Annotated in this window: 30 protein-coding genes; 9 read left to right on the plus strand and 21 right to left on the minus strand. The window is 48.2% G+C overall.

Annotated features, from left to right (window positions below):
• The first annotated feature begins 12 nt into the window (after positions 1 to 12).
• From flgG to LRP49_RS11845, 9 genes are all read left to right on the plus strand, one after another.
• Positions 13 to 798 (plus strand): flagellar basal-body rod protein FlgG, encoded by a 786-nt coding sequence (flgG, locus tag LRP49_RS11805; RefSeq protein WP_274142393.1) that lies wholly within the window; start codon positions 13 to 15, stop codon positions 796 to 798.
• Between the two features lie 30 nt (positions 799 to 828).
• The gene (gene flgH, locus LRP49_RS11810) at positions 829 to 1,515 is read left to right on the plus strand and encodes a flagellar basal body L-ring protein FlgH (protein ID WP_274142394.1); all 687 of its coding nucleotides are present in this window, start codon (positions 829 to 831) and stop codon (positions 1,513 to 1,515) included.
• Positions 1,515 to 2,636, plus strand: coding sequence for a flagellar basal body P-ring protein FlgI (locus tag LRP49_RS11815; protein WP_274142395.1), 1,122 nt, complete (start codon positions 1,515 to 1,517; stop codon positions 2,634 to 2,636). The genes flgH and LRP49_RS11815 overlap by 1 nt, the downstream gene beginning before the upstream one ends.
• Before the next feature lie 10 nt (positions 2,637 to 2,646).
• On the plus strand, positions 2,647 to 3,258 hold the full coding sequence (locus tag LRP49_RS11820; protein ID WP_274142396.1) for a rod-binding protein: 612 nt from the start codon (positions 2,647 to 2,649) through the stop codon (positions 3,256 to 3,258).
• The gene (gene flgK / locus LRP49_RS11825; RefSeq protein WP_274142397.1) at positions 3,259 to 4,632 is read left to right on the plus strand and encodes a flagellar hook-associated protein FlgK; all 1,374 of its coding nucleotides are present in this window, start codon (positions 3,259 to 3,261) and stop codon (positions 4,630 to 4,632) included. It begins immediately after the preceding gene.
• A 15-nt stretch (positions 4,633 to 4,647) separates the two neighbouring features.
• Positions 4,648 to 5,547 (plus strand): flagellar hook-associated protein FlgL, encoded by a 900-nt coding sequence (flgL, locus tag LRP49_RS11830; RefSeq protein WP_274142398.1) that lies wholly within the window; start codon positions 4,648 to 4,650, stop codon positions 5,545 to 5,547.
• Between the two features lie 17 nt (positions 5,548 to 5,564).
• Complete coding sequence (locus tag LRP49_RS11835; protein ID WP_274142399.1) at positions 5,565 to 6,608, plus strand: flagellin; 1,044 nt, start codon at positions 5,565 to 5,567, stop codon at positions 6,606 to 6,608.
• Between the two features lie 219 nt (positions 6,609 to 6,827).
• A complete protein-coding gene (locus LRP49_RS11840; protein WP_274142400.1) occupies positions 6,828 to 7,262 on the plus strand; it encodes a putative periplasmic lipoprotein in 435 nt (144 codons plus the stop codon).
• Positions 7,259 to 7,717: a hypothetical protein gene (locus LRP49_RS11845; protein ID WP_274142401.1), complete on the plus strand. Its 459-nt coding sequence runs from the start codon at positions 7,259 to 7,261 to the stop codon at positions 7,715 to 7,717. The genes LRP49_RS11840 and LRP49_RS11845 overlap by 4 nt, the downstream gene beginning before the upstream one ends.
• Before the next feature lie 46 nt (positions 7,718 to 7,763).
• On the opposite strand, the gene corA is transcribed toward LRP49_RS11845, so the two are convergent.
• The 21 genes from corA to LRP49_RS11950 form a co-directional block, all read right to left on the minus strand.
• Positions 7,764 to 8,720, minus strand: coding sequence for a magnesium/cobalt transporter CorA (corA, locus tag LRP49_RS11850; protein ID WP_274142403.1), 957 nt, complete (start codon positions 8,718 to 8,720; stop codon positions 7,764 to 7,766).
• 114 nt (positions 8,721 to 8,834) lie between these two features.
• On the minus strand, positions 8,835 to 9,119 hold the full coding sequence (locus LRP49_RS11855; RefSeq protein ID WP_274142404.1) for a hypothetical protein: 285 nt from the start codon (positions 9,117 to 9,119) through the stop codon (positions 8,835 to 8,837).
• Between the two features lie 112 nt (positions 9,120 to 9,231).
• Complete coding sequence (locus tag LRP49_RS11860) at positions 9,232 to 10,209, minus strand: flagellar motor protein MotB (protein ID WP_274142405.1); 978 nt, start codon at positions 10,207 to 10,209, stop codon at positions 9,232 to 9,234.
• Positions 10,209 to 11,066 (minus strand): flagellar motor stator protein MotA, encoded by an 858-nt coding sequence (gene motA / locus LRP49_RS11865; protein WP_274142406.1) that lies wholly within the window; start codon positions 11,064 to 11,066, stop codon positions 10,209 to 10,211. The genes LRP49_RS11860 and motA overlap by 1 nt, the downstream gene beginning before the upstream one ends.
• 9 nt (positions 11,067 to 11,075) lie before the next feature.
• On the minus strand, positions 11,076 to 11,804 hold the full coding sequence (locus LRP49_RS11870) for a FliA/WhiG family RNA polymerase sigma factor (protein ID WP_420791547.1): 729 nt from the start codon (positions 11,802 to 11,804) through the stop codon (positions 11,076 to 11,078).
• 11 nt (positions 11,805 to 11,815) lie between these two features.
• Complete coding sequence (locus LRP49_RS11875; protein ID WP_274142407.1) at positions 11,816 to 12,316, minus strand: flagellar basal body-associated FliL family protein; 501 nt, start codon at positions 12,314 to 12,316, stop codon at positions 11,816 to 11,818.
• Between the two features lie 20 nt (positions 12,317 to 12,336).
• Positions 12,337 to 13,389 carry a flagellar hook-length control protein FliK gene (locus LRP49_RS11880; RefSeq protein ID WP_274142408.1) on the minus strand — a complete coding sequence of 351 codons (1,053 nt, stop codon included), beginning with the start codon at positions 13,387 to 13,389 and terminating at the stop codon, positions 12,337 to 12,339.
• The gene (locus LRP49_RS11885) at positions 13,383 to 13,703 is read right to left on the minus strand and encodes a hypothetical protein (RefSeq protein WP_274142409.1); all 321 of its coding nucleotides are present in this window, start codon (positions 13,701 to 13,703) and stop codon (positions 13,383 to 13,385) included. The genes LRP49_RS11880 and LRP49_RS11885 overlap by 7 nt, the downstream gene beginning before the upstream one ends.
• On the minus strand, positions 13,687 to 14,073 hold the full coding sequence (gene fliS, locus LRP49_RS11890; RefSeq protein ID WP_274142410.1) for a flagellar export chaperone FliS: 387 nt from the start codon (positions 14,071 to 14,073) through the stop codon (positions 13,687 to 13,689). Before fliS ends, LRP49_RS11885 begins: the two co-directional genes overlap by 17 nt.
• A gap of 10 nt (positions 14,074 to 14,083) precedes the next feature.
• A complete protein-coding gene (gene fliD, locus LRP49_RS11895; protein WP_274142411.1) occupies positions 14,084 to 15,424 on the minus strand; it encodes a flagellar filament capping protein FliD in 1,341 nt (446 codons plus the stop codon).
• A gap of 310 nt (positions 15,425 to 15,734) precedes the next feature.
• A complete protein-coding gene (locus tag LRP49_RS11900; protein WP_274142412.1) occupies positions 15,735 to 15,989 on the minus strand; it encodes a hypothetical protein in 255 nt (84 codons plus the stop codon).
• Complete coding sequence (locus tag LRP49_RS11905) at positions 15,979 to 17,301, minus strand: 6-hydroxymethylpterin diphosphokinase MptE-like protein (RefSeq protein ID WP_274142413.1); 1,323 nt, start codon at positions 17,299 to 17,301, stop codon at positions 15,979 to 15,981. The genes LRP49_RS11900 and LRP49_RS11905 overlap by 11 nt, the downstream gene beginning before the upstream one ends.
• A 60-nt stretch (positions 17,302 to 17,361) precedes the next feature.
• The gene (gene lafA / locus LRP49_RS11910; protein WP_078752290.1) at positions 17,362 to 18,231 is read right to left on the minus strand and encodes a lateral flagellin LafA; all 870 of its coding nucleotides are present in this window, start codon (positions 18,229 to 18,231) and stop codon (positions 17,362 to 17,364) included.
• Between the two features lie 143 nt (positions 18,232 to 18,374).
• On the minus strand, positions 18,375 to 19,202 hold the full coding sequence (locus tag LRP49_RS11915) for a diguanylate phosphodiesterase (protein ID WP_274142494.1): 828 nt from the start codon (positions 19,200 to 19,202) through the stop codon (positions 18,375 to 18,377).
• 19 nt (positions 19,203 to 19,221) lie between these two features.
• A complete protein-coding gene (gene flhA / locus LRP49_RS11920) occupies positions 19,222 to 21,315 on the minus strand; it encodes a flagellar biosynthesis protein FlhA (RefSeq protein WP_274142414.1) in 2,094 nt (697 codons plus the stop codon).
• A gap of 29 nt (positions 21,316 to 21,344) precedes the next feature.
• Positions 21,345 to 22,472, minus strand: a complete 1,128-nt coding sequence (gene flhB / locus LRP49_RS11925) for a flagellar biosynthesis protein FlhB (protein WP_274142415.1) — start codon at positions 22,470 to 22,472, stop codon at positions 21,345 to 21,347.
• The gene (gene fliR, locus LRP49_RS11930) at positions 22,469 to 23,245 is read right to left on the minus strand and encodes a flagellar biosynthetic protein FliR (RefSeq protein WP_274142416.1); all 777 of its coding nucleotides are present in this window, start codon (positions 23,243 to 23,245) and stop codon (positions 22,469 to 22,471) included. Before fliR ends, flhB begins: the two co-directional genes overlap by 4 nt.
• Positions 23,245 to 23,514 carry a flagellar biosynthesis protein FliQ gene (gene fliQ, locus LRP49_RS11935; RefSeq protein WP_274142417.1) on the minus strand — a complete coding sequence of 90 codons (270 nt, stop codon included), beginning with the start codon at positions 23,512 to 23,514 and terminating at the stop codon, positions 23,245 to 23,247. Before fliQ ends, fliR begins: the two co-directional genes overlap by 1 nt.
• A gap of 8 nt (positions 23,515 to 23,522) precedes the next feature.
• Complete coding sequence (gene fliP, locus LRP49_RS11940) at positions 23,523 to 24,281, minus strand: flagellar type III secretion system pore protein FliP (RefSeq protein WP_420791548.1); 759 nt, start codon at positions 24,279 to 24,281, stop codon at positions 23,523 to 23,525.
• A gap of 11 nt (positions 24,282 to 24,292) precedes the next feature.
• Complete coding sequence (gene fliN / locus LRP49_RS11945; protein ID WP_274142418.1) at positions 24,293 to 24,661, minus strand: flagellar motor switch protein FliN; 369 nt, start codon at positions 24,659 to 24,661, stop codon at positions 24,293 to 24,295.
• 12 nt (positions 24,662 to 24,673) lie between these two features.
• Positions 24,674 to 25,477, minus strand: a complete 804-nt coding sequence (locus LRP49_RS11950) for a FliM/FliN family flagellar motor switch protein (RefSeq protein ID WP_274142419.1) — start codon at positions 25,475 to 25,477, stop codon at positions 24,674 to 24,676.
• Positions 25,478 to 25,908: the final 431 nt, after the last annotated feature.

Consider the following 25,908-nt stretch of genomic DNA (forward strand, 5'->3'; position numbering starts at 1 on the left):
GGAGTAGTAAACATGCACTCATCTTTATGGGTCAGTAAAACGGGAATGGCCGCCCAAGACACCAAAATGACGGCGATTTCAAACAACCTCGCGAACGTAAATACCGTCGGCTTTAAACGTGACCGTGTTGTGTTTGAAGACTTGTTCTACAGCATTCAACGCCAGCCTGGTGCACAAGTTGATGACATCAACCAGCTTCCTAGCGGCGTTCAGCTAGGCAGTGGTGTCCGTGTTGTAGGTACACAGAAAGTGTTTACCCAAGGCAATACCCAAAACACCAGCCAAGAGCTTGATATGGCTGTGATGGGACAAGGCTTTTTTCAGATTGAAAACTCAGACGGCGAGATCATGTACTCCCGCAACGGGCAGTTTCATGTTAACTCGGAAGGCCTGATGGTGAACACGCAAGGTCTGCCGTTAGAGCCGCAAGTTCAAATTCCAGACAATGCGTTGTCGGTCTCTGTGGGTGTTGATGGTCGCGTAACTGTGACCACGGCTGGTGACCCTGCGCCGCAAGATATTGGTCAGATTACCCTAGCGAAATTTATCAATCCAGCGGGTCTGGAAGCCGTTGGCGGTAACTTGTTCCGCGAAACTGAAGCCAGTGGTATGGCAGAAGAATTGGTCGCAGGTCAAGACGGCGCGGGCAGCATTAAACAAGGCGCGTTGGAAGGTTCCAATGTGCAGGTTGTGGAAGAGATGGTCGACATGATCACGACACAACGCGCTTACGAAATGAATGCGAAAGTCGTTTCAGCGGCGGATGACATGCTCAAGTTTGTTGCGCAGTCAGTTTAACGACGGCGTAAAAGGTGTAATGAAATGGTGATGATAAAGAAACGTGCAATATCTGGGTTTGCTAAAAGCTGGGTAGTGTTGCTGGCAGTGTTAGCGGGGTGTTCGGCACGTCCGGAATTTGCGCCGCCAAAGCCGGATAATGCGGATTACGCACCGCCTGTGTTGGATTACTCACTGCCGGAGGCAACAGATGGCAGCCTCTATCGTCATCAATACACCATGACACTGTTTCAGGATCGCCGCGCGTATCGCGTTGGCGATATCCTGACGGTAATGCTGACCGAAGAAACAGAGTCGAGTAAGAAGGCCGATACCAGCTACAACAAAAACGCAGGTGTAGGCTTTGTCGCGCCCGTTTTTGGTTCTAACAGCATTGACGCGGCAGTGAATATCGACGCAGACCGTAATTTCGATGGCAGCGCATCGAGCTCTCAAGGCAATAAATTACAAGGTGCGATCACCGTGACCGTGCACGAGGTATTGCCGAATGGCGTACTGCGTATCAGCGGTGAAAAGTGGCTTCGCTTGAATCAAGGGGATGAGTTTATTCGTCTTACCGGCATTGTCCGTGTTGATGATATTAACCGAAGCAATCAGATTTCCTCCCTGCGTATTGGTGACGCTCGTATTACCTATGCTGGTCGTGGTGCACTGGCAGACAGCAATGCATCGGGTTGGTTGACCCAGTTCTTCAATTCTCCATGGATGCCGTTTTAATGAAACAATACAAAACCCTACTGTCTTCGCTTTTGATTTTTCTATCAATGGGGTTATCAACGACGGCACAGGCAGAATCAGAGATCCCCATTATGGATCTGGTGGATATCCAGGGCATTCGCCAAAACCAGTTGGTCGGTTACGGCCTTGTCGTGGGTTTGGATGGTCAGGGTGACCGAAACCAAGTCCAATTTACGTCGCAGTCGATCACTAACATGTTGCGCCAATTTGGTGTGCAAATAGACGCGAATTCCGATCCAAAACTTCGCAATGTGGCGTCCGTCAGTGTCACGGCGGTTGTAGATCCTCACGTTGGGCCGGGCCAAACATTAAACGTTGTCGTGTCATCCATCGGGGATGCGAAAAGTTTGCGTGGCGGAACATTGTTGCTTACGCCAATGCGCGGTATTGATGGGGAAGTCTATGCCGTGGCGCAAGGAAACGTGGTGGTTGGAGGCCTGACCGCAGAAGGGCGCAGTGGCTCAAAAACCACGGTCAACACACCGACATCGGGTCGCATTCCTAACGGTGCCACGCTGGAACGTGAGATCCCATCTGACTTCAATTCAAAAGAAACCATCACGCTGAATTTGCGTAAAGCGAGCTTCACAACGGCGAAGAATATCGCGCGTGAGATCAACGATACCTTCGGGCCAAATGTCGCTACCGCCATCAATAACGGCCGGATTGAAATGCAGGCACCGAAAGACACACAGCAACGCGTCATTATGCTGTCGATGTTAGAAGAGATGCGTGTAGAGGAAGGCCGAAAGCCCGCCCGCGTTGTGTTTAACTCCCGGACAGGCACCGTCGTCATCGGTCAAAACGTAAAAGTCGGTGAGGCGGCAGTCAGCCACGGAAGTTTGACTGTCACTATTTCTGAAACCCAGCAGGTGAGCCAGCCGAATGCGTTTGCCGATGGGGAAACAGTGACAGTTGATAACTCAGAAATTGATATCGATGAAGCAGAAGCGCAGATGGTGATCTGGCCAAAAGGCACAGAACTTAGCACCATCGTGAATGCGGTCAACAGCTTAGGCGCAACCCCCACTGACCTGATGTCAATTCTTCAAGCCTTGCACGAGGCTGGCGCATTGAACGCAGAACTCGTCGTGATTTAAGGGCAACGCAATGAACCTAGATGGATTAAAAGAACAAGCGCAGTGGTCTTCCATGCTGTATCACGATAATAAAGCACTCACAAACATCAAGCACAGTAGCGAACAACAAGGCGCGTTAGAGCAAGTAGCAGGGCAGTTTGAAGCCATGTTTTTGCAATTGGTGCTGCGTCAGATGCGCAGCAGCAGTGATGCACTCGCTGATGAAGATAGCCCATTTTCCAGCCAGCAATATGGCGTATTTCGCGACATGTACGACGGGCAATTAGCGATTGAAATGGCAAAGAAACAACATGCAGGCATCGCCGATATGTTGGTGAAACAACTGGGGCCTTCTGCTTCTCCCTTTGCGGCGTTCCCAGCAAATTCAGAGCCTGTGGCCCCCATGAAAACAGACTCAGTTAATACCGCGGTACTCCGCGAATTCATTGCGCCAGCAGCGAATGATGAGTCTTGTGTGATTAAAGCGGAATCAAGATCACAATCACACATTGCTGCTGGGTTTAATGGCTGTAATTCCGTTAATAATCCGGGCTCAGAGGTCGCCTCTAATACAAAACAGCAGGTTGAAGTGTCCGTGAGTACCGCGTTTGCCCAACCGCTAATCAGAACTCTGGAGCCGTAAATGAACCTCGTCAATATCGCCATGTCTGGCCTTAATGCGAACAGTGTGGCGTTAAGTGTGACTGCACAAAACGTTGCCAACATCAATACGCCGGGATATAGCCGTCAGCAAGCCATGATGGCCTCGGTCGGCGGTTCAGCGTCAGACAGCCTCAGTGCTGGTATGGGCGTTGAGGTCACCAGTATTCGACGTGTTACCGACGACTTCTTGGTCAAACAGCTTTGGTCGACTAATAGCACAGCGTCTTATGCTGCACGTTACTCATCGAGCATGAGCCATTTGGAAAACACCTTAGGTGCTGACGGATTTAGCTTGTCGGCGGGTCTGGATTCCATGTTCGCGGCATTGAATGAGGCAACCACGAAACCCGAGTCTCAGCCATTACGCCAGCAAATCATCAACGAAGCGGAAGCGCTGTCTCGTCGTTTTAACGCCCTAAATGACGCAATGCACAGTCAACATAAAGACATGCATGATCAGAGAAATGCAGCGGTTTCCCACGCGAACAGCTTGTTAAACAACATTGCCGATCTAAACAAACAGTTGATGGAAGTTCAGGGGACAGGCGGAAGCTCAGCACAGCTTTTAGATACCCGCGACATGTTGATTGGTGAGCTTTCCAAAGTGATGGAAATTAAAACCACTGAACAACCCGATGGCTCTTTGCAAGTGACGCTAGCCAGCGGGCAACCCTTGGTCATGGGCGGCGAAGCGGGCCAACTAAAGTCCGTTACTCATACTGATGACGCGTATATGGCCGATCTTTATGTGGAGTTTGGTAACCAGTCATTCGCAGTAAGCGATTCTGTGGGTGGTGAACTGGGTGCGCTGAATGATTACCAAGCATCCGTCCTCAAACCGAACCAAGTGGCTATCAACGACATGGCAAAAGCCCTTGCCGATGAGGTCAACGCTGTTTTAGCCACGGGTAAAGACTTGAATGGGAACGCAGGCCAGCCTTTGTTTACTTACGATCCGGCGAACCCAGCTAACAGCATCACAATCACAGACATCTCAGCCGAAGAACTTGCGTTTTCTGCCGATGGCACCGCGGGTAACAGTGACGTTTTAAAAGACCTTATTGAACTGAGCAATAAGCCCGTTTCTGTTACTGGGTTTGGTAATGTCTCTCTGAATGATGCGTTTACCGCGATGGTGGGTGAAACCGCCATTAAATCGCGCCAAGCCGCCGCCGATTACGAAGCAAAGGCAGCCATGAACAAAGAAGCTCTGACCCAGCGAAATAATCTCAGTGCGGTCAGTAGCAATGAAGAAGCCGGCAACCTGATGATGTTTGCCAATGTCCACAACGCAAACATGAAGGTGATCAGCACAGCAAACGAGCTGTTCAACTCTGTGCTTCAACTGTTTTAAGGATCGAGACTAATCATGCGTATCAGTGATAATCAATTCAGTCAGATGATGCTTTCCAGCCTTCAGGTAAACAATGGTGGTTTGGGGCTAGTGTTGCAGCAAATGTCGACCGGAGACCGTTTGACCAAGCTGTCAGATGATCCAATGGCGTCGATCAAGCTGCTGAATTTGGAACGTGAGAGTGCAGCCATCGCGCAGTATCAAACCAATATCGCCAATCTAAATACAACACTGTCGAGTCAAGAAGTGCATCTGGATTCTGTCGAGGAGAGCCTTCAAAGCATGCGTGAACTGGTGCTTTGGGGGGCCAACGGTTCATTAGCGGATGCCGATCGTGAAGGCATGATTTCAGAACTCGAAATTTTGCGTGATTCTGTCGCTTCTTCTTTTAACGCGCAGGACGAAGAAGGGCACTACTTGTTTGCGGGCACGAACTCAGATGCGCCCGCGATTTCAAACGCAACGGGTGACTATGTCATTGATGGCAACAGTGATAAGCGCGTAGTGACGGTATCAAAAGGCGTGACCATGGAATCCAACATGACAGCGGCCGATATCGTTGATCTGGGCGGCGGTGAAAATGTACTCAATCAAATTGATGCCATGATTGAGGAGTTTAAGAATCCGACGGCTGACTTCCAATCGCAAATTGACGCGACACTGGGTGCCATTGATGGCACGCATACCAACGTATTGGGTGCGATGACAGAAGTGGGCGGTCGAATTAATAACCTCGATCTGATGGAAAGCACGCACAGCGAAAATAAGTTGTTTGTTGACAAGGTTAACAGTGATATTTCAGCGCTTGATTACGGCGAGGCGTCTGTTCGCTTGAACAATTACTTGGCGGCGTTACAGGCTACTCAGGCCAGCTATGTCAAAATCAACGAGCTGAATTTGTTCGATAGAATCTAAGTAACAGGTAAGTTTTCATGGTGATGAGCACAGTAGAAGTCAGACCCCACGGCATACGATTAACAAGCCATGAGCAAACTTCTATCACTCCATCTCGTTCTTCGGATCAAAGCAGTATCACTGCACCAAGAACCACAATCAAAAAGGCTGACACTCCGTCAGCCTATTCCGTTTCTAAGATGCTGCTGGCGCATGGCCAACAGCAGGCTACATCCGTTCAGATCGCGTCGAAATCACTGCAACTGGTGGGTAAAGAGCTAAGCAAAATCAAAGGCAGCCTCACACAGGCTCTGTCTGTTGGTGCGCAAAATGTGCCTTCCCTCAAAGAGGGGCTATCACAGGGTAAGCAAACAATCGAAAAAGTCCTTCACCAAGCGCGCTATGAAGGCAAACGCGTGGTGGATAACGAGTTGCGCGTGAAGCTAGACAGCGCAGATATACGTCGATTTGCCATACCTGGCCTTAATATTCATCGCCTCAGCGAAAGGGCAGAACAAATACGTCTCGATTTTCCACAAGGGCAGTCGGTGATGATTAACTTTGACGGGCAATCAGACGGAGTCAAAACCCTAAAAATGCTAGACCGAAGCCTCATTCCGATGGGAATGCGAGCGTCGCTAGCGAGTGATGGTTCGATACTGTTTGAAGCGCAGGAAAGCGCGTACCGTCAAATGCAAAATAAGGTGATGGTGACAGGGCAGGGATACCGTTTCCCTGCAGGTCAACCTAACGCGTTGAACATTAAGCCTGATCCGGAAGGGATCGCGGAACTCAGTTTTGATCTCAGCAGCCGCGATGGGATCAAGCAAACCATCAGCAAGGTCAACCAACACCTTCAACAAGTGCATATCGGGCTAGGAGAAGCGCGAGCTTTCCATCAGCAACTTTCATCCGATATGTCTTCGCTGCGTGACGCCAAAAAATCTCTCGACGTTGATGGCGTGAATGCAGTGATCGAGAACTTTCAATCTTCTTCCGGTCAGTTTACCAAAACGTTTGAAGCCCTGAACGCGCAAGCGAACGTCAAACGGCATAGCGTGGTCGCTCTGCTGAAAGGGTAATCCACTAGGAAAGAAGCACTCAATATGGGTGCTTCTTTCATTTCAGACCACCAATTCGCGATTAGACGAGAATATTTGCTTACGTTAAATAATTGTAATTGTGTCGCGAAGTTGTCTGTCTAGACGTGCTTACTGTTTCCAATAACGTTACCTTTAATTTTACAGAGAATACTATCAATTACGTAAAGGCAAATATCTAAACTTAATCATGGAGGATTAATGAAGAAATACCTTGTCTTGTTGTTAGTCGCGTTGTCTGGTTGTGCAAAACTTCAGGACCCGTCCGGAAATGCCGTGGAACTAGAAACTAACGCACCTGAATCTGTCGTTATTATTGAGGCAGATATCGATCGATCAGCGCATCACCCTGGCATCTATGCATACCAAGAAGCCACGACTCCCCCTACTGAGCCTATCTTTTTCAGTTCTGGGCTTAATACTCTGCCAGTAAAGCTCGTGCTTAAGCCGGGGACGTATCGCATTACCGTCGCGTGTGCTGCGAATCTGGATCTCCATTCCTATTTCGATTTAGTCAGAACGTTTAAAGCGGGAGAGAGAAAGACGGTTATATGTAAATCAACGGCAGGTGGTGCTCTCGCTCAGCCATATGCAAGGATGGTAGATACTTCAAGCCTAGGGGAGGACACACAATGATTCGTCAATTTTCACTCGCCGTTGTTTCTCTCTTTCTCTGCTTTCCAGTACTCGCAGACTACAACACCAGTGAAGAGAACAAAGAATGGGTCGCCGCTGATGATGGAAAGCTGACCTTAGCTGAAGGTGCGCTAATTTTGATTAAAAGGGCCGGTGACTATCGATTTAGCCTTCATGGTATCGACAGTGAAGGCCGAGAGATTGAGAAAGTAAATGGCCCTATGTCTTGGACATTTGACCATGAGTTTGTGGTGCCTGCCGGTAAAACGACCTTCAGTGGAGACTGCAAATATTCTGGCGTTTTTGAATACAACGCGAGAATGGATGTGTCGAATATTGTGCTAGAGCCTGGTGAAACGTATACCTTACGATGCCAACCCGTTCCAAAGAAACCGGGATTAGCGGTAATCACCGTGTGGCAGAAGGACAAAGGCTATGTCTTGCCTGAAAAGTAATAGTCATTAAAACCAACGACCAAGGCGGTGATTCCTGCCTTGGTCGCTATAACCATCCCTTCCTTTGAAAATACAGCAGCGGCGCAACACCAGAGGCGATCATCAGAGTAATCGCGAAGGCGAAGCCGTATTTCCAATGCAGCTCTGGCATAAATTCAAAATTCATCCCATAAATACTTGCGATAACCGTTGGCGGCAGAAAGACGACCGCGGCAATGGAGAATATCTTGATGATTTGGTTCTGCTCGATGTTGATAAAGCCCTGTGTGGAGTCCATCAGGAAGTTGATTTTGTCGAACAGAAACGTGGTGTGAGACATCAGTGCGTCAATGTCTCGACTGATTTCATGCATGGTTTCGCGGTGTTCATTGCGGTTTTGCAGATGGCGAAGCAGGAAGGATATCGCGCGCTGCGTATCCATCAAACAAAGCCTGATTTTGCCGTTACTGTCTTCTAGCTTCGCCAAGTGGGCGATGCTCTCTTCCAAATCAGAATCGTCATCTTCGAGCACAGCGTGGCTGACTTTCTCCGACTCGCGGTGCAAGTCCTCCAAGGTATCTGCATGGTTTTCCACTTTTTGCTCAAGCAAGGTGACGAGCAGACTTTCAACGTCGTTACACCGAACTTGGCGTTTGCGTGCCCTGAATCGCAGCAGCCTGAAGTCGGCGACTTCACCTTCTCGAATGGTTATCAATCGCTGGCTTTGCAATATACAGGCAACAGTTACTGTATGATGTCGCCCTTCACTTGGAGAGAGGAAGAGGGAATGAACATGCAGGCCGCTTCTATCGAGGAAGTAGCGCGCAGAGGTCTCGATTTCTTCGACATCATCTGATTCTGGGAGGTCGATTTTCAGTAAAGAGCTCACCAGTTTGCGTTCACTGTCCGTGGGCTCATGGGCATCGATCCACATGGCTCTTTCAACCAAGGTCGTGATATCGGATTCGTCATCGACAGGAATTTCGGTGATATAGCCCGACTCAATAGTGAATAAACGAAGCATGACTTCCCCCGCGTTAAAAAAGGCAGACGATGAGCTTTTGCGTAGCGTAATACTATAAGTGTTGGCTCATAACGTCTTGAGTTTCAAGATAGGCAAGACATTCAGCTTTGTTCGTCACACTAGAAAGAAAAAGTAGAGAAAGAAGATAAAGGCCAGCAAGGTCGCAGACAGTGTCGGGTAAATGATATGGCTATGCTGATGTGCCACGCGCTGAAAGCAAAGGACGGAAAGCAAAAGATTGTAGAGCATCAAGAGGGTACTAATGGCTGTACCACCGCTTAATGTTAGCGTCGGCAGCAGAAAGAGAAACATGCCTAGTAGCAGGTAATCAACAACAACCAGCCACAGGAACGCCTTTTTAATTAAATCGGTTTGAGTAGTAGATTCTGAACGTGACATAGTTTTACACGCACTAACAGTGATAGACGTAGGGATTAAGCGAAAAAGCATGTCGGGCAGAATGACTCAATGCGCGAGTATTCGATATTGCCCGACATGAAGCGGTTATCTGTTAGCTTTGACCCGCAGCAACATTCACCTCGTTACTGACTATCTCTTCTCGATAAACGGGTTGATTAAATCGTGCTTTATCGCGCGCTTTTTCTAACTCACTGGTGTTGTGCGTGCCAAACAAAGATTCAATGACAGTTGCCGCAGGCGTAGTCAGAACGAAAAGCTCAATGCGACGGTTTTCAGAGGACTCAGGATCGCTGGCGTTAAGCAATGCGCGGTCAGACATGCCTGTCACCTGCAATACTCTGTCTTCTGGCATACCGCCATCCACCAAGGTTTTTCTTGCCTGATTTGCGCGATTTACCGACAACTCCCAATTGGATTTAGAACTGAATGCCTGTTTGAATCGCGTTGCGTCCGTGTGACCACTGATGATCAGCGGGTTTTTCACTTGCTCGAAAATGGGGGAAAGCAGTAGTAACAAATCCTCAAAGAACGGTGTTAAATCTGCGCCGCCACGGCTAAACATGTGTTGCTTGTAGTCATCCTGCAGCACAATCCGGAGCCCTTGAGGGGTGACCGTGACATTGACATTGCCTTGCGCGTTTACTTGCTGCGTCATTTCCTCAACCACTTTGGCAAGGGCCGCTAATTGCTCTTGTGTGTCAAACTGACCCAGTATGAGTGAATCGGTTTGCGTGCCGTTGCCATTGCCTTGGAAAAACGAACTCACACTGTGGGTTGAATTGTGCTGACTTGGCACCGAGGAATCCGATGCCAAATCAATCGGCGATATGCTTTGTGAGGAGTCAAAAGGGTTGCCAAAACTTTTATCGAACACGCTGGCACTGTGCAAATTCGCCATGATGGCTTTACGCTCTTCTTTGTCGACAACCTGCATGACCCAAAGCACCAAAAAGAGTGCCATTAGGGCAATCATGAAATCGGCGAACGCCACCTTCCATGCACCACCATGGAAGTCATCATGCGACTTATGTTTTGCACGTTTGAATACGACGTGTTCTTGTTTTTGCATTATCCCTCCTGTTCAGCCAGCCATTGCTCCATTTGGTTAAACGTAGGCTTAATATCTAGCTGAATGTGTTTTCGTCCCGCATCTATGGCGAGCAATGTTGGCTTTTTCGCTACATATGCCACTAAGGTTGCACGCACGCACTCATAGGCTGACATCTCGCGCTTTACGCGCTGAGCCATGGCGTTACTTGCAGGGTCTAGGCAGCAATAACAGCCAAAAATACCTAAGAAAGTGCCTACGAGGGCTGCCGCAACGTGATAACCAATCATCGCGATTGAACCATCGATTGCGCTCATCGTAATAATGATGCCGCCAACAGCCGCTAAAATACCAAAGCCAGGCAATGCTTCCGCGGTGCGTTGAAGCGATTTTGCTGGAAGCAGTAAATCCGTTTCAATGGCATCAATTTCTTGTTCGAGTAAGCCCTCTAATTCATGAGGCGACATTTGTCCCATTGCCATTAAACGCAAATTGTCAGTAATGAAGGCGACGAGGCGATAATCTTTCGCAACGAGTGGGTAACGATGAAAAATTGAGCTTTCAGTTGGGTTTTCAATGTGGCTATCAAGCGATTTGAAGCCACCGTTACGAATGGTTTCAAGCAACGACTGAAGCAATGCCATTAGCTCCATGTAGTATTCACGCTCATTTTGAGGGCGGCGAAGCACGCGAACAAATTGAGCGCGCATTTCTTTTAGTACATGAGAGGGGTTACCAATGATCAAAGAGCCCAACGCTGCGCCGATGATGATGATAAATTCGGCAGGTTGCCAAATAGCCCCAAGCTTTCCGCCCGCCATGACATAACCGCCGAATACGCCACCCAAAATGATGAGGGCACCAAGTAGTTTTTGCATCGTTGACTCCTAGGAGGTCAGGTAGAGATTAAGTTGTTTCAATGCCTGCTTGTGTAGCTGGCAAATACGCGGTGGGGTCAAATCCAACACCAGTGCGATCTCATGAAGGTTTAAGTCATGTTGATAGAACAGGGTCAGTAAGAGTTGGTCCCGTTTGTTCAATTGACTTAACGCGGACTCTAAGCTGATACGGGCTTCTTCGTGTGATACGCCGTCATAATCTGCGTCGAGGTAGTTTTCAGCACCATTTTCAAGCAACTGATCCAGACTCTGCATTTCGCCAGCAACGGAGGCATTTAAGCGTGCGTGATAATCTTTTTCGGTTGTGCCAAGAGCTTTAATGACCTCGGCGTCAGTGGGCTGGCGTCCCAAAGCGCGCATTAAATCTCGTGTCACGTCGTTGAGTTCGTGGGCTTGTTGTCGCGTTTTACGAGAACGCCAATCAAGCCGGCGCAATTCATCTAAAATCGCTCCGCGAATACGGCAGACAGCGTAAGCCGGAAATTGTGGGTCATGAATATTGCCAAATCGACGACCGGCTTCGAGCAATCCAATCAACCCTATCTGCTGCATGTCTTCGATACTGCAGTGCGTCGTGGCGTGGGCACGAAGTTGATTGACGATTCGCTTTACGAGGATCTGATGTTTTTGCAAAAGCAGATTTTCGTCGATGGGAGTTGCGGGTTGATTGCTAATATCAGCGTCCGCATACCCATCATGGAAGGCCATGTCCAACATAGATATGCCCTCTACTGAACGACGTATTTCGTCAGGAGTACATCATCAATATCCCGCACGAGGTCGGTTTTGTTGAAGGCAGTAATCAACGTGTTTTTGACTTCAGATTGAAGGTTTTCGATAGCACCTTCTTCTTGTAAGTCATTGTAATGTTTATCAGCGAAGAGCTTGAGTAGCGCGTTTTGAATAACAGGCATGTAGTTATCAATGGCGGTCATACGCTCGGGGGAGCGAGTTTCGATCGCCAATTCCAGCATGACAAAATGTGTTTGGTTGTTGCCTTTAATAGAGAGGACGATTTTTTCTAGCGGGTGAAAGCTCGGCCCTTGACGGACTTCTTCTTTGGAAAAGAAATCGGGTATCTCGAAAGATGAAAATAGCCCGTCTTCTGATGTTTTTGCTTGTGTCGCGTGTTGCAAATACCAAATACCACCGCTTAGGGTAGCGACTGAGACCAGTGCACTTGATAGAAGCATCATGCCACCAACGGCGAGAAGTTGTTTTTTTGTCATTGTTTTTACCTCTTTATCTATCAAGCGTGAACATTGAGCCAATGTTCAGAGGCAAAATAGTGTGTTTCGTTATCACCACCGACTTCGCGCGATGAAAAAATGCCAGTCGGTGATTCATCAGGCTCTTGGTTTTTCCGTTCGTGTTGCTCACTACCCACATTGACGTCAACGTGCACAAAGTGCTCGCTTTGCAGTTCGGCTCTTAGTCGTTCCGAAACCTGTACGAGTGCCTCGCGTGTTGCTACAGCACTGGCATTGAGCTGAACGTTCAGCCTGTCACCTTCCACGCGCACGATAACGTCCAATTTGCCAAGATCAGGAGGGTCAAGGCGAATGCGCGCTTCTTGTAGGTTTTGATTGGCTTGCAAGGTGACGCGGTCTTGCAGCACTTGCATCATCTGTTCGCCCCACTTGCCTGCTTGTGTATCGACGCGAATAGGTGCCCATTCAGCAGACGTTTGTACAGTGCTTGTCGCTGGCGGGGAGATGTTGGGTGCCGTTGCTGTGCTAACGCTCAGTGATAGATCGGCTGTCACAGGCAGACCAGATATCGCACTTGGCTGCATGTTCAAGATGAGTGACTGAACGTCGGCAGTTTTCGATGGGGGAGTCGGGGTTGCGGGCTGTGGAAGTGAATGCTCAGCCAAAGGCGATGCCGTGGCGGAGAGCAAGGATGTGTTAATGCCTCGGTGAACGGGCAACGTCTGTGGGCTGTCTTTTCTGACGGCGTCAGACAACGTTGTTCCCAAGGCCATGGTTGGCGATGAACCCAAACCCGACGGCGACTTCTCGTGTACAAGGGAGTGCATCACTGCCACATTTGCCGTCGCGTGAGATTCTGCCTGTTCTCCAACTACCCCGTTTAAATTCAGGTGTGGTGTAACGGCAGAACCTTCAGAGTGCTCTGTAGGTAAAGATAGCGCGCCCAACAACGGGTTTTGCTCAGAAAACGGCACATCCGCATCTTCTGTAGATAAGGCATCAAAACCCTTGGCAGGCTTAATGTTATCGAGTGGAGAACCTGCCGATTTTGAGGTGTTCGACGCTGGCTGAATGGTTGAAGAAACTACCATGGGTACTCCATTGTCATTGCCATTTGATAGGCCTTCGCACGCTCTTGCTGCGCTTGCATGCCCGCTAACTCTGTTTCCATTTTGTTCACTGAAATAGCGAGTTGAGAAACCGCGTTTTTGTGCACACGTTTTAGCTGTGCCAAATCGTGTGAAAGTGCAGGCGTGGAGAGACAGTCAGGGTATTGGGTGAGCAATTCCCTGACCTTAAGATCCAGTTGCTTAAGTGCTTGCCAGTCTTGTGCGAGGGCCACATGGTGAATCTGTTTTGACAGCCGTTGGATATGCTGAGAAGTGGCGTTATGCGTGTTGACCAAAGCTCACCCATCCTTCTCGAATGTTTGCCATGACACGTTCAACGTTAGTCAGTCGTTCGAGATCGTTGTTCAAGCTCGCTTGATACAGCTCCATTTGGCAAAAATCGTAGAGTTGGTGAAGGTTCTCAGCGACTTCGCCGCCATTTTCCATATCCAACGCGCTATCAAGGCCAATCAGAATGTTCATGCTTTTTGCGATGCTGGTGCCTTTCTGTTCGAGTCTTCCAGCGGCAATATGGCCACGCGTGCGTTCTATTTCATCCAACAGACCATCAATAAGCATGACAACCAACTGGTGTGGGGAGGCTGAGGCCGCTTGCGCGTCCAAATCGACTTGTTGGTATGAGTCGTAGCCGTTTTCTAAAAACATGAGATTACTCCTAGCCAAACATCGCCATGGTTTGGTTCATTTGGGTCATGATTTGATTCATTTGCGTGAATTGTTTGAGGTATCGGTCATATGACATCTCGTACTTACGGTCGAGTTGAGTAAGTTTGTCGTCAATACGGTCGATATTTGCCTGAAGCGATTCTTTTCGAGAGCTGAACAGCCCTGAAGAGGTTTTTAAATAGGGCTCCATCATGTTATCGATAGAGTCGAGGAGGTTGCCGTCGCCGTTAAACATGTTTTCCAACGCAACCCCATTGTTTTTCTGAGCGTCGTTGAATTTATCTTCATCCAAAGTCAGCTTTCCGCCTTTGTCGATAGACAGGCCAATATCGGTGAGGCGCATACCGCCAAAATCCGATCGCAGAATATTGTTAAGCTGGCTTTCGATAGAGCGAAGGGTGGGGTCATTAGCCAGTGCGCCGCGGCTTGCACCGTCTTCACCGCCAACAGAGGTGTATTCGTCGAACGTTGATACCAACGCATTGTAAGCATCAACAAACTTGGTCAGTTGTTCTTTTGTCGCTTCGCTGTCAGGACCGACGGTTAAGCTGACTGGCTCATCGCCAGCACTTTGCGCTTTGGTCACGGTGATATCGACACCATCAATGACGTTATCGAACGTGTTGCTGCTGCTGGTGAGTTTCAGGCCAGAGTCTTTTGCTCCCACCCAAATGACAGCATCTTGGGGCTCAGTAATCACTTTTGGTGTGGTAAAGGCACCTTCAAACCACGCAGATCCGGTGCCTGTCGCAGATACGGATACACGATTCGCTTCCCCTGTTTCGGTGCTCGATAGCATCAGGTGGGTCTGGCCATTTGAGCGCACTAAGGTTGCATTAACGCCTGGGTTGGTGCTGTCGTTGTTAATGGTTTTAACCAGATCTGCCATCGTGGCTTTGCCATCACCGTCGGTATCCACCGTCGACAAGTCAATGATCATTTCCTCGCCGTTGATCGCGAGTTTCAGTTCGCCAGTGGTGGGAATTTGTGTGTCTGCGGTCATGTCCGCAGGCATGTTGGCAGAGATTTGGTGTGCAGAGGCGACCTGTTCTACAAAAATTTGATAGTTGCCACTGAGTGAATTCGCGTCAGCCGTTGCGGAAAAAATACCGTCTTGTGACGTGGTTGCACTGTTTTTAATGATACTACTGCCGTACCCATTCATTTCGCTGACGGCAGTGCGGAACGTTCGAAGGGCAGACTCAACTTTGCTCAATGCATTGATTTTTGCTTGATAAGAATCAGCCTGCATTTGATAGCGTTCTTGAAATGGCAATACATCAAATGTGGCCAACTGGGTTGCCATCGTAATTGGATCTAATGAACTCATCGTAATACTCCAGGCTCATTTGCTAAATTAGCGTTGAATACACCTCAATCAGCAAAAAGCGTTCCATTTTTAAATTCCATTAAAAACAGTAATATAGGTAAGAATTGGTTGGTTTGCGGAAGTGGTATTTCCAGTCTGGGAGTTCCGCTGTTTCCTTTCGCCTATACCACCCAAATACTCAAGCCGCGCTAAAAATGCAGGATTCAACGCGTTTGGGTATACAAGGTAATTAGGCGACCTGTTTGTTGGGCGGGTTAAGGCAATATCAAAATAAAAACGCCTCTTTTAGAGGCGTTAATAGAAAAGTTTGTTAAGCGCTTTCATTGAGGATTGGTGGGATTTGGTATCTCAACATATCTGCAATAGCAGTGAAATCGTTGGCGCGTCGCGCGGTGTTGAGTTCGTCTAATATTTCAACAACGATATCTTGCTTACTATGTACTTCAAACAGCTTGCTAAACAACGCCACACATTGCGCGAGTAACATATCGCCAGTGATGTGATCACCATAGTAATAAACGTCTGCGGTTTTCGCGAAAAGCTGGCTGAGCTGGCTAGATAGCATGTTCAGTCTCCTTGGCTAAATCCATGTACTCGGCACCCAGAATTCTTGCTCCCATACGGCTCCAATTGAAAAACCGTGTGTCGGGCGCACAGCTAATGATGTTTTCGACACCGGTAGCAAACATGCGGTATGGCGGAGAGGTTTTGATCAATTCACCATAACCGTTTTCAGTCCAAGCCTGCATGGTCGCGTTGTGATCGTTGGCGTCGTTAGCCATTGATGCATGGACGATTTCATTCGGAAAACCAAAGTCACAGCCAATGAAGCGAACGGTTTTTGCGCCTTGTACCAGCGTGGTATGAAGCATCGGGTGAATAACGGAGCCATACACATAAGGGCGAAATTGAGTCGGGAACGCGGCACTAATGCGATCGTATGTTTCGTCTGCCAGATGTAGGTAATATTTTTCTCCGTGCCAGAGCTTCATGTGGTCGTGAGGCAAACGGCTGGCCGCGATCAGAATGGTATTTTTGGCAATATGGAAAGGGATATACGACGTCGGAATATCAAAGTCTATTGCGTAAACCACATCTGGCTTAATGCCATTTTCTAACAAGCACTTACATGCAGTCGCTGCAGCGATAAATCGAGGGCGGTCTTTTTGAAGATAAACTGCTTTTAACTCTTCGATATGGTGTGACAGCGAAGGGCCTGCACCAATACAAATCGCGTCATCAATCCGGTATTGAAGAAAGGTGTCAATCGACGCCATTTTTTTCAGTAGCGGCGCGTTTTCTGTTTCTCGCTGAATGAATCTGTCTTCATTGTCGAGTTGGTTGCGGTGGACGTGCTTAACAACCAGCGTGTTTTCCATGCGGAAAAACAGCCATTGGTGGCTCTTCTGGGAAATAAACTTATCGCCATTCAGAATAATGCTGCCTGGGTGAGAAAGCATCGCGGTGTAGTGCATGACCTCTGCGCTATTTTCGTCGATAAAACGAAGTTCCACACGTGGATCATTCAGCCAATCAAACGGCACGAGCGACAGCGCGAGTTTGGCTAATGGCAAGTTATACAGGTAAACACGGATGGATGAGCATTTGGCATCTTGCACAAGCAGCGCAGGCACGCTACCTAGGCCAAGGCCCCAAACATGATAATCGTTCCCTGACGTTAGACTTCGGTAATGAAACGCTTCTTCTACAGGATCGTATGCACTGCAAAGTTGGATACCGTTGACTTTCAATGTGGCAGCGGTTTTTTGGATAACGTCAAAGGTGAGCTCATCGACGTTAGCGGCTTCTAACTCTTCGGCAATGGTAGGCCAGCGCGTGAAGATAACGTCAATATTTTGGGCGTAAATTGGGGTCATGTTTCACCGTCATAGAAACGAAAAAACCCCATCCTGAGATGGGGTTGGACTTGCAAGGGATTAGCGCAGTAGCGACATTGCCATGCCTGGCAGCTGATTGGTTTGTGACAGGACAGTAGTACCTGCTTGCATCAGCATTTGGTTCTTAGTCATGTTTGAAGATTCAACCGCGAAGTCTGCATCCATGATGCGGCCTTTTGCAGCGGTGGTGTTTTCAGTCATGTTACCAAGGTTAGTGATGGTGTGCTCAAGACGGTTGATGTTTGCACCCAGTGCAGAACGTGCTGAGCCCAAAGTACCCAGAAGACCTGCGTCACCCGCAGTACCCGTCAGTTTAGTGATTGCAGCTTGAGCAGCAGTTGCTGTGTTCAAGTTACCAATCGCACCAGCTGATGCACCCAGAGCAGTACTGATTGCAAGTACTTGAGTGTCAACATTGATGTTCAGTTTGTCACCTGCGTTAGTACCAATCTGGATGTTAACACCCGTTGATGCGCCGAATGAACCAGCTGTACCAAACAGTGTTTTACCACCGAAGCTTGTTGAATCAACGATGTTGTGCAGTTCAGCACCCAGTTGCGTGAATTCTTCGTTCAGTGCAGTGCGGTCAGCAGTAGAAGCAGTGTCGTTCGATGCTTGAAGAGCCAGGTCTTTCATGCGGTAAACGATGTTAGTCATCTCGTCCATCGCACCTTCAGCAGTTTGCATCATAGAAATGCCGTCTTGTGCGTTACGCATTGCAACGCCCATACCGCGGCTTTGTGCTTCAAGGCGGTTTGCGATTTGCAGGCCAGCTGCGTCATCAGCTGCTGAGTTGATGCGGTAACCGGTGCTTAGACGCTCCATCGCAGTGTTCAGCAAGCCGCTAGTGTTGTTCAGAGTGTTTTGAGTAACAAGCGACGCATAGTTAGTGTGCATTGATAAAGCCATCTTAAGTCTCCTTGGTTAGCTTTTTTTGCAGGCTTCGGGATATTCCCTGTTCACTAACTAGAGGCGGACGCTTGTTGTATTTAATTAACTGACATTTTTAAAAATATCGCGATTTTCGTGTTTTAAGTGCAATAAGGTGATCTTTATTCCACCGTTTCGTCTTTTACACTGGCACTGCGTGTGGTTTCGTCCTCATCCTTCGAATAGGTTTCAAAGCTCTTGAACGAGATAGAGGTAGGGATATCACTGAAGTAGCCAAAGTAATGGCTCGCCCCTAACAATCGGTATTGGTTTAGTTCATTCTGGCTAGCGACCCGTCCGGCGATCCAAGACACGCGGTGAGATCGGAAAAAACGAATAAAGGGCAATAACGCTGCACGATCTTCTTTGTGTTCCAGAGAGATAGCGAGCTTTACCTTATCGGGCAGATGCTGAGCTATAAATGTCAGGTTGTAGTTGGGGTCTGAAATATCGAAACAGAGCTCCGCCGCATAGGCACGCAATTTTGACAATAACGGAATCGCAGCATTTTGTTGCTCTGCGTCGTCAGGCAAGATCAATGACGGTATTAACAAAGCGAATGCTTCCGCATCACATTTGATCATTTGATTCAATAAACGCTGACCACTTGGCCAAATTAGAGCCCGTGAATCAATAGGCACTACAATCTTGTTGATGAGGTCGGGGTGGTACGTATCCAATTGAAAACGACTTTGCCTCAGTGCGAGATACAGACTGAATAAATCCAACGCATATTTGAGCTCTTCCGATAAATCGAATTGATAAACACTTTGCTCGCCGCGACTGCCAAAACGAAGCGTGACATGCTGATAGGCGACTTCTCCAGACGCTGTTTCTCGTATCGCCTGACACACATGGTGAACGTCATTTTGAGACAAGGCATCATACAAAAGCTTATCGTCGTCCGTTTTCGCGTGTTTTCGAATCAATGCCCTGAAAGTATGGCGCATTGCGATAAGTTGAGAGAAGTTAGCCAAGGTTACCTACCACATTAATTTGTTTATTTTCAGGAACTTCATTGTACGAAAGAACAGCGAGACCTTGAGTGAAGGTGCGCGCATATCTGGCGATAAGCGGTCTCAATTGAGGCATGACCAGTAAAATCGGCACAAGACCTTGTTGCTTCAACTGTTGGCGAATCAGTGGCAGGTTTTGTTGGAATTGCCCCAAAATATTCGGCTCAATCGGGAAGCTGTCCAACATCACGGGGCCGCTGGCCTGAGCTTGTTGTAATGAGGTCATCAACATTTTTTCAAGTTCGTCTGACAGGGTGTAGACACTCAAGTCGCTTTTCTGGCCTGCAATGAGGTTAAACAAGGTGCGTCTTAACGTGCAGCGAATATCTGCGGCAAGCAAAATCGGGTCTTTAGTATTTTCAGACGACTCCAGCATGGTATTGGCGATCGTCCGAATATCACGCAGTGGCACCTGATCGAGCAAAAGCTGGCGATACACTTTTAGCTGATTGGCCGGTGTTAACGCTGCACCCAATGCTTGAGCAAGCTTGGGAGCATGCTGAGTCAGACGTTGGTTCATGGCTTCAACATCGTCGTGATTAAACAGATCAGCAAGGTGAGACTTCATGACTTTACTGATGTGCGTAGCAATCACGGTGCTGTCATCAACGACCTGATATCCCATGTTCAGTGCTTTGGCTTTATCTTTGTGTTCAATCCAAACCGCAGGTAGCTGATAAGCAGGATCACTACCCAAAATGCCATCAATTTCGCCATAGGTTTCGCCCACGGCAATGGCCATTAAGCGGTCGGGTTCGATAAAGCCTTGCTCAACGACTTCGCCGTTTAGGGAAATCGTGTATTGATTCGGTTTTAAGCTTAAGTTGTCGCGAATACGTACTTCGGGCAGCAGAAAGCCGATTTGCTCTGACAGGTTTCTTCGCACGCCGCGAATACGTTGGGTCAGCGGTGCACCTTGATCTTTATTTACCAGATGGACAAGGCGATAACCAATGGCCAAAGACAGGGTGTGCACATAAGGAATGTCTTCCCAAGAGAGCGGCATTTCCTCTTCGCGCACCATGGCTTTGGAAATCGCCTCGACCTGATCGAGTTGCTGATCTTTGACCGGTGATTTGCTTTGACGCCATCCTGCAAATGCCAATACCGCAGCAAAAGAGAAAAATGCCAGATGTGGCATGCCAGGGACGATACCCATAACAAACATAATGCCCGCGACGGTATAAAGCGTGGCTGGCGTTGCGAGTAACTGCTTACGTACCGTTTCTGACATGTCATTGTCAGAGTCGTTAATACGGGTGACGATAATAGCGGCAGCCGTTGCGAGCAGGAGCGAAGGTATCTGGGCAACCAAACCGTCACCGATGGTCAGTAATGCGTAGGTTCGCATTGCCTCCGAGCCAGTCATGCCATGATCGAAGACACCAATACTGACACCGCCAATCAAGTTGATGAACAAGATAAGCATACCGGCAATGGCATCACCACGGACAAACTTGGACGCACCGTCCATCGAACCATGAAAATCAGCTTCATTCGCGACTTCTTTGCGGCGACTACGTGCAGTTTCTTGGTCAATGAGGCCCGCATTTAAGTCTGCATCAATGGCCATTTGCTTGCCGGGAAGGGCATCAAGCGTAAAGCGGGCTGACACTTCAGAAATACGCTCGCCACCTTTGGTGATCACCACAAAGTTAATGATCATCAAAATGACGAAAACCACCATACCGATGACGTAGTTCCCTCCGATAACCACCTCACCAAACGCATGAATCACCTTACCTGCAGCATCTGGCCCATTGTGACCTTCAAGCAATACGATGCGGGTAGACGCAACGTTTAGTGCCAATCGAAGTAATGTGGCGACCAACAAAATGGTAGGGAAAATGGAGAAATCAAGAGGTCGCTTTGCCGTCGTACTGACGAGCAGCACGAGAATGGCCAACACAATGTTGAAGGTAAACAAGGCATCCAACAGTAGGGGAGGCAATGGCAGTATCACCATCGCGAGCAACATTAACAGTACGACAGGGATGACTATCCGCCCTCTGACTGATTGTTGGAATTGTTTAAACCGGTTGAGCATATCGAGAAGTCCTCAGTGTTTCATGCCATTTAGTGCTGAAGGTGTTTAGGTATAGAAAAATGCGGAAGAGGCATGGGCTTATCGCCTCGTCCCTGACGGAACGTTCTTAGCTGAAGAACGTAAGTCAGAATATGTGCAACCGCGACGTAGAGTTGGCTGGGAATGGCCTGCTCAATCGCTGTCGTGTGATAAATCGCGCGCGTTAGCGGTGGTGCGTTGATGATCTCGACGTTGTTCTCACGCGCAATGCGTTGAATGTGCATCGCCGTTTCATCAATGCCCTTGGCGACAACAAAAGGTGCATCTGACAGCGAAGTGTCATATTTCAAGGCGACGGCATAGTGGGTAGGGTTGGTAATCACTACGTCAGCACTGGGCACCGTTTTATTAATTCTTCGACGAGAAATTTGCTGCTGAATTTGGCGAATTCGCTGCTTCACTTCCGGACGACCTTCGTTGTTTTTGAATTCTTCTTTGAGCTCCTGCTTGGTCATTCGAAGCCCTTTCATGTGTTCCCAATGTTGATAGGGAATATCGACGACACCAAAAAGCAACAGTGCCAGCCCCATGAGAAGCAATCCTTCAAACAGGATCCCCATGATTTGTACGACCCCTTGATTTAGGGGGAGGTTTTGCATGCCAAGTAAAGGTTGAAGATTGCTGCTAAGAAACAGATAGAGCACGGTGGATATCACCAGCACTTTCAGTGTCGACTTGACCAGTTCAACCAAAGAACGTGTTGAAAACATGCGTTTCAAGCCTTTGAGAGGGCTGAGCTTGCTAAGGTCTGGTAAGGCATTGGCGGGGCGGAACATCCAGCCGCCCAACATCAACGAGCTGAGTACTGCAGCAACAATAATCATCACGAACATTGGTAGGAGAATCTCAATGATGATCCCCAAGCTATGACCGACGTGTTCAATGCCTCTTAGTGGGTTTTCTAAATCGGCTTTGGTCAATGACATGTTGTAACGCATCACGCCATTGATGGCTTGCCAGATATCGTCGAGGTGGGCATAGAAGTAAATACTTACCGCGAGGAAAATGACCGCGGTAGTGAAGTCTTTTGCGCGCGGTATTTGGCCTTGGTCACGCGCCTTTTTTACCTTCTGACTGGAGGGTTTTTCTGTTTTGTCTTGTGATGACGATTCGCTCATAGCGTCCCCACCATGTAGTTGTTCAAATGGCGTAGCGTGTCATGCACTAGCTGAGTGTAACGGTCTGGCACACCGGTAATTGTCAGTAGGGTGCTGAAAAGCCCCAGCAACATGGTCATGGGAAAACCCAATGCATAGACGTTCAATGACGGCGCTGCACGGTTCATGACGCCAAAGCTGATATTGGCCAACAGCATCGAAATGATGGCGGGAAGTGCCAGTGCCAATGCAGCAGCGAACATCCAGCCAAATACGTTCATCAGTCCCTGTAATGACAGGCTTGAAATTCCCGTGCCTACAGGCCAAACGGTAAAGCTCTGAATAAGCACATCAATGATGATCAAGTGGCCTTCAAGCGAAAGGAAAAGAAGCGTGCAGAATATAAGGAATATTCGGCCTAGCACCGCGTCAGACGCCCCGTTTACAGGGTCATTCATGATCGCCATCGCCAAGCCCATCTGAAGGGACAAAATTTGGCCAAGCATGGTAAACACTGCGAAAAACAAATGCAGTATAAGACCGAAGAACACGCCCCATATTGCTTGCTCAAATGCTAAAAACAAGGAGGCAAAAGAAAACAACTCGACTTCAGGCATGGGTGGCATCAATGGCGCAGTGATGACGACGAGAGACAGCGCAAGCAGGCTTCGAACCCAAAGTGGAATGAGGCCATCGCCGAAAAAAGGCATAAACAGAAAAGCGGCCCCAATACGAAAAAACGGCCACCAGAGTTGACCGAGTATCACGGAAAGGTCGGCAAAGGTGATGGCCATTATCCAATCATTCCCGGGATGTTCTGGAACAGGTAGGCAAACAGCTCCATCAGCTTTCTGAGCATCCAATGCCCGGCGAATATCACCATAAGAAGCGTCACGATCAAGCGCGGTAAAAAACTCAGCGTTTGTTCGTTGATTTGTGTCGCGGCCTGAAAGACCGCCACACACAAGCCAACGAGTAAGCCGGGCATAACCAGCACCGCGACGATAAGAATGATCATCCAAACGGCATTTGAGAAAAGCGAGACGACAAGTTCGGGAGTCATGCGCGTAACTACCCGAAACTTGCCGACAACGTGCCGACCGTCATTGCCCAGCCATCGGCCAGTACAAAGACGACCAGTTTAAATGGTAATGAGATGATGAGGGGGGAGAGCATCATCATACCCATTGCCATCAGCACACTGGCTACCACCAAGTCGATGATCAGAAAAGGAATAAACAGCATAAAGCCGATTTGAAACGCGGTTTTCAGCTCACTGATAACAAATGCTGGCAAAACTACCGCAAAGGAAATGTCGTCGACATTTTGGTCCAAAGGCTCGTCAGCGATACGCAGCATTTGCTCAAGGGATGTTTGGTGTGTCTGCGCCAACATGAATGCACGAACGGGTTTCTCTGCATGCGAAAACGCCTGCATCAAGGTGATTTCGCCATTGTCATACGGTTTAAACGCATTGTCGTAAATGTCTGTCCAAACGGGTCGCATGATCAATAGCGTCAGCGCCAAGGCAATACCCACGAGTACCCGATTGGGTGGACTTTGCTGCAAGCCGAGTGCCTGACGCAAGATCGCCAAGACGACAATGATGCGCGTAAAGCTGGTACCCATAAGAACAAAAGCAGGCAAAAAACTGAGCGCTGTCATCAGCAACAGTATTTGCAGCTTCACACTGTATTCTTGTTGCGTATCCCCGTCAGTCACTGACAAAAACGTTAAGCCAGATTCCGACGCAAATGCGGGGAATGCGCTTAACGCCGTCAAGGCAAATAGGGCGGGCAAATAGCGATATAAAAGACGAGACATTGACATGTTGAATGAACTTATTTGCCCATGCCGGTTAACGCGGAATCAATCACGTCAATCAGACGTAAGCCATACTTATCATTGACGATTACGACTTCAGCGTGCCCCATCAGTGAGCCATTGACTTTGACATCCAGAGGTTCGCCGTTGAGTTTGTCCAACTCAATCACAGAGCCTTCTCCGGCTTTCATTAAATCACCCAGAGCGATCTCTTTGCTGGCCACTTCAAGCGTGACGGTGACAGGGATTTTCTTAAAGAAACTGAGGTCGCGCTCAGGAGCACTGGCAACAGGGTTACTGACGGGTGTATCAAAGTCTTCTAGCTGAAAATCATCGAAGTTCAGGTCATCAGCATTAAAAGTTGGGTTTTCAGGCATCGCACTCACGTCAATACATCCTTAATCGTGGTTCAAAATCAATACAAGTTGGCCGTCTTGCTCAGCAACGCGCCCGGTAAACAATTGTTCTCCGCCAATGCTTACTGGCACGGTATTGAGTAATTCAATCGGGAGAATGTCATTCGGTGAAAGAGACAACACATCACTCAGGGGTAAGGTTTTTCGGCTCAACAAAACATTTAGCTTCACTGGCGTGGCAGCGAGTTTTTCGTTGAAGGCATCACCGAGGTGAGTGGGTCGCTCAAGCCCCAATTGTTCAATCAACGAATGGATGAGTTTTCCTTCGAGGATAAGTGATAACCGCCCAGTTTTTTTGCCGAACTGAATGGTGAAATCTGCATTCAGTCCCATGCCGTTGGCAAATTCGTACGGGCTGAATGTCCACATCTCCTCAGGTGCAATCCATTGGCTCACAAGCTTTGCGACACGCTCTTGCAGACGAAGGTCACTGCTGGTGAGTATTGGCTCGCTGCGCTCGATGGATGCACCGTAGAATCGGTCAGCCAGTGCGACAAGCAGTGCGGGATCGATATTCAAATACGCGGTACCACCACCGATATGACGCAGAGTCGTTACGTTGTTTTTTTCGATATTGCCGTTTTGGAATGTGTGGAGATTAACGCCATTTAGTGTCACCTCGACAAGGCTGCTTTTTAACCAGCTCTGAAGTGCATTCGACAAAGTAAGGCAAGATGCGTGAATGATAGATTCAAGGTTATCCCGAATCGTATGGATAGGCTTACCCAGTAATTCTAGATCGACTGCTTGAAGCTCAGGTTTAGACGATGGGGCTGTCATTACCATTAACTATTAACCATAAACATAACCACTAACGTAACCACTCACATAGTTACCGTATAAAAAGTTCATCGCCACACGCTGATAAAACGGGGCGTGTAGCCTTTATTGGGACTCAGTTTATACAGGGTTTTTTATCGGTTTTTAGTCTCCGATTATAACAATGTGACATTAGTTCACATGTTCGTTTTATCCTTAATGTAGACCTTTTATAAAAGAAGAATTGCAGGTAATTTTCGGATTGCTATTTTCGTCTTAGAGCTATTTTAACTTACTTCTTGTTACGAGCTTTGAAACGACCTTGTCGGTATAAATAATTTTATTAATAAAACGCATTTCGACATTGGCATCATCAAATAGCCAATAATTAGAACAATATCTATCCCTATCTTGCTTGCTAAATCAATGCATAAGCGTAGTGTTCGCCATTCGGAATG

The organism is Enterovibrio qingdaonensis (assembly GCF_028683135.1).
Taxonomy (GTDB): Bacteria; Pseudomonadota; Gammaproteobacteria; order Enterobacterales; family Vibrionaceae; genus Enterovibrio; species Enterovibrio qingdaonensis.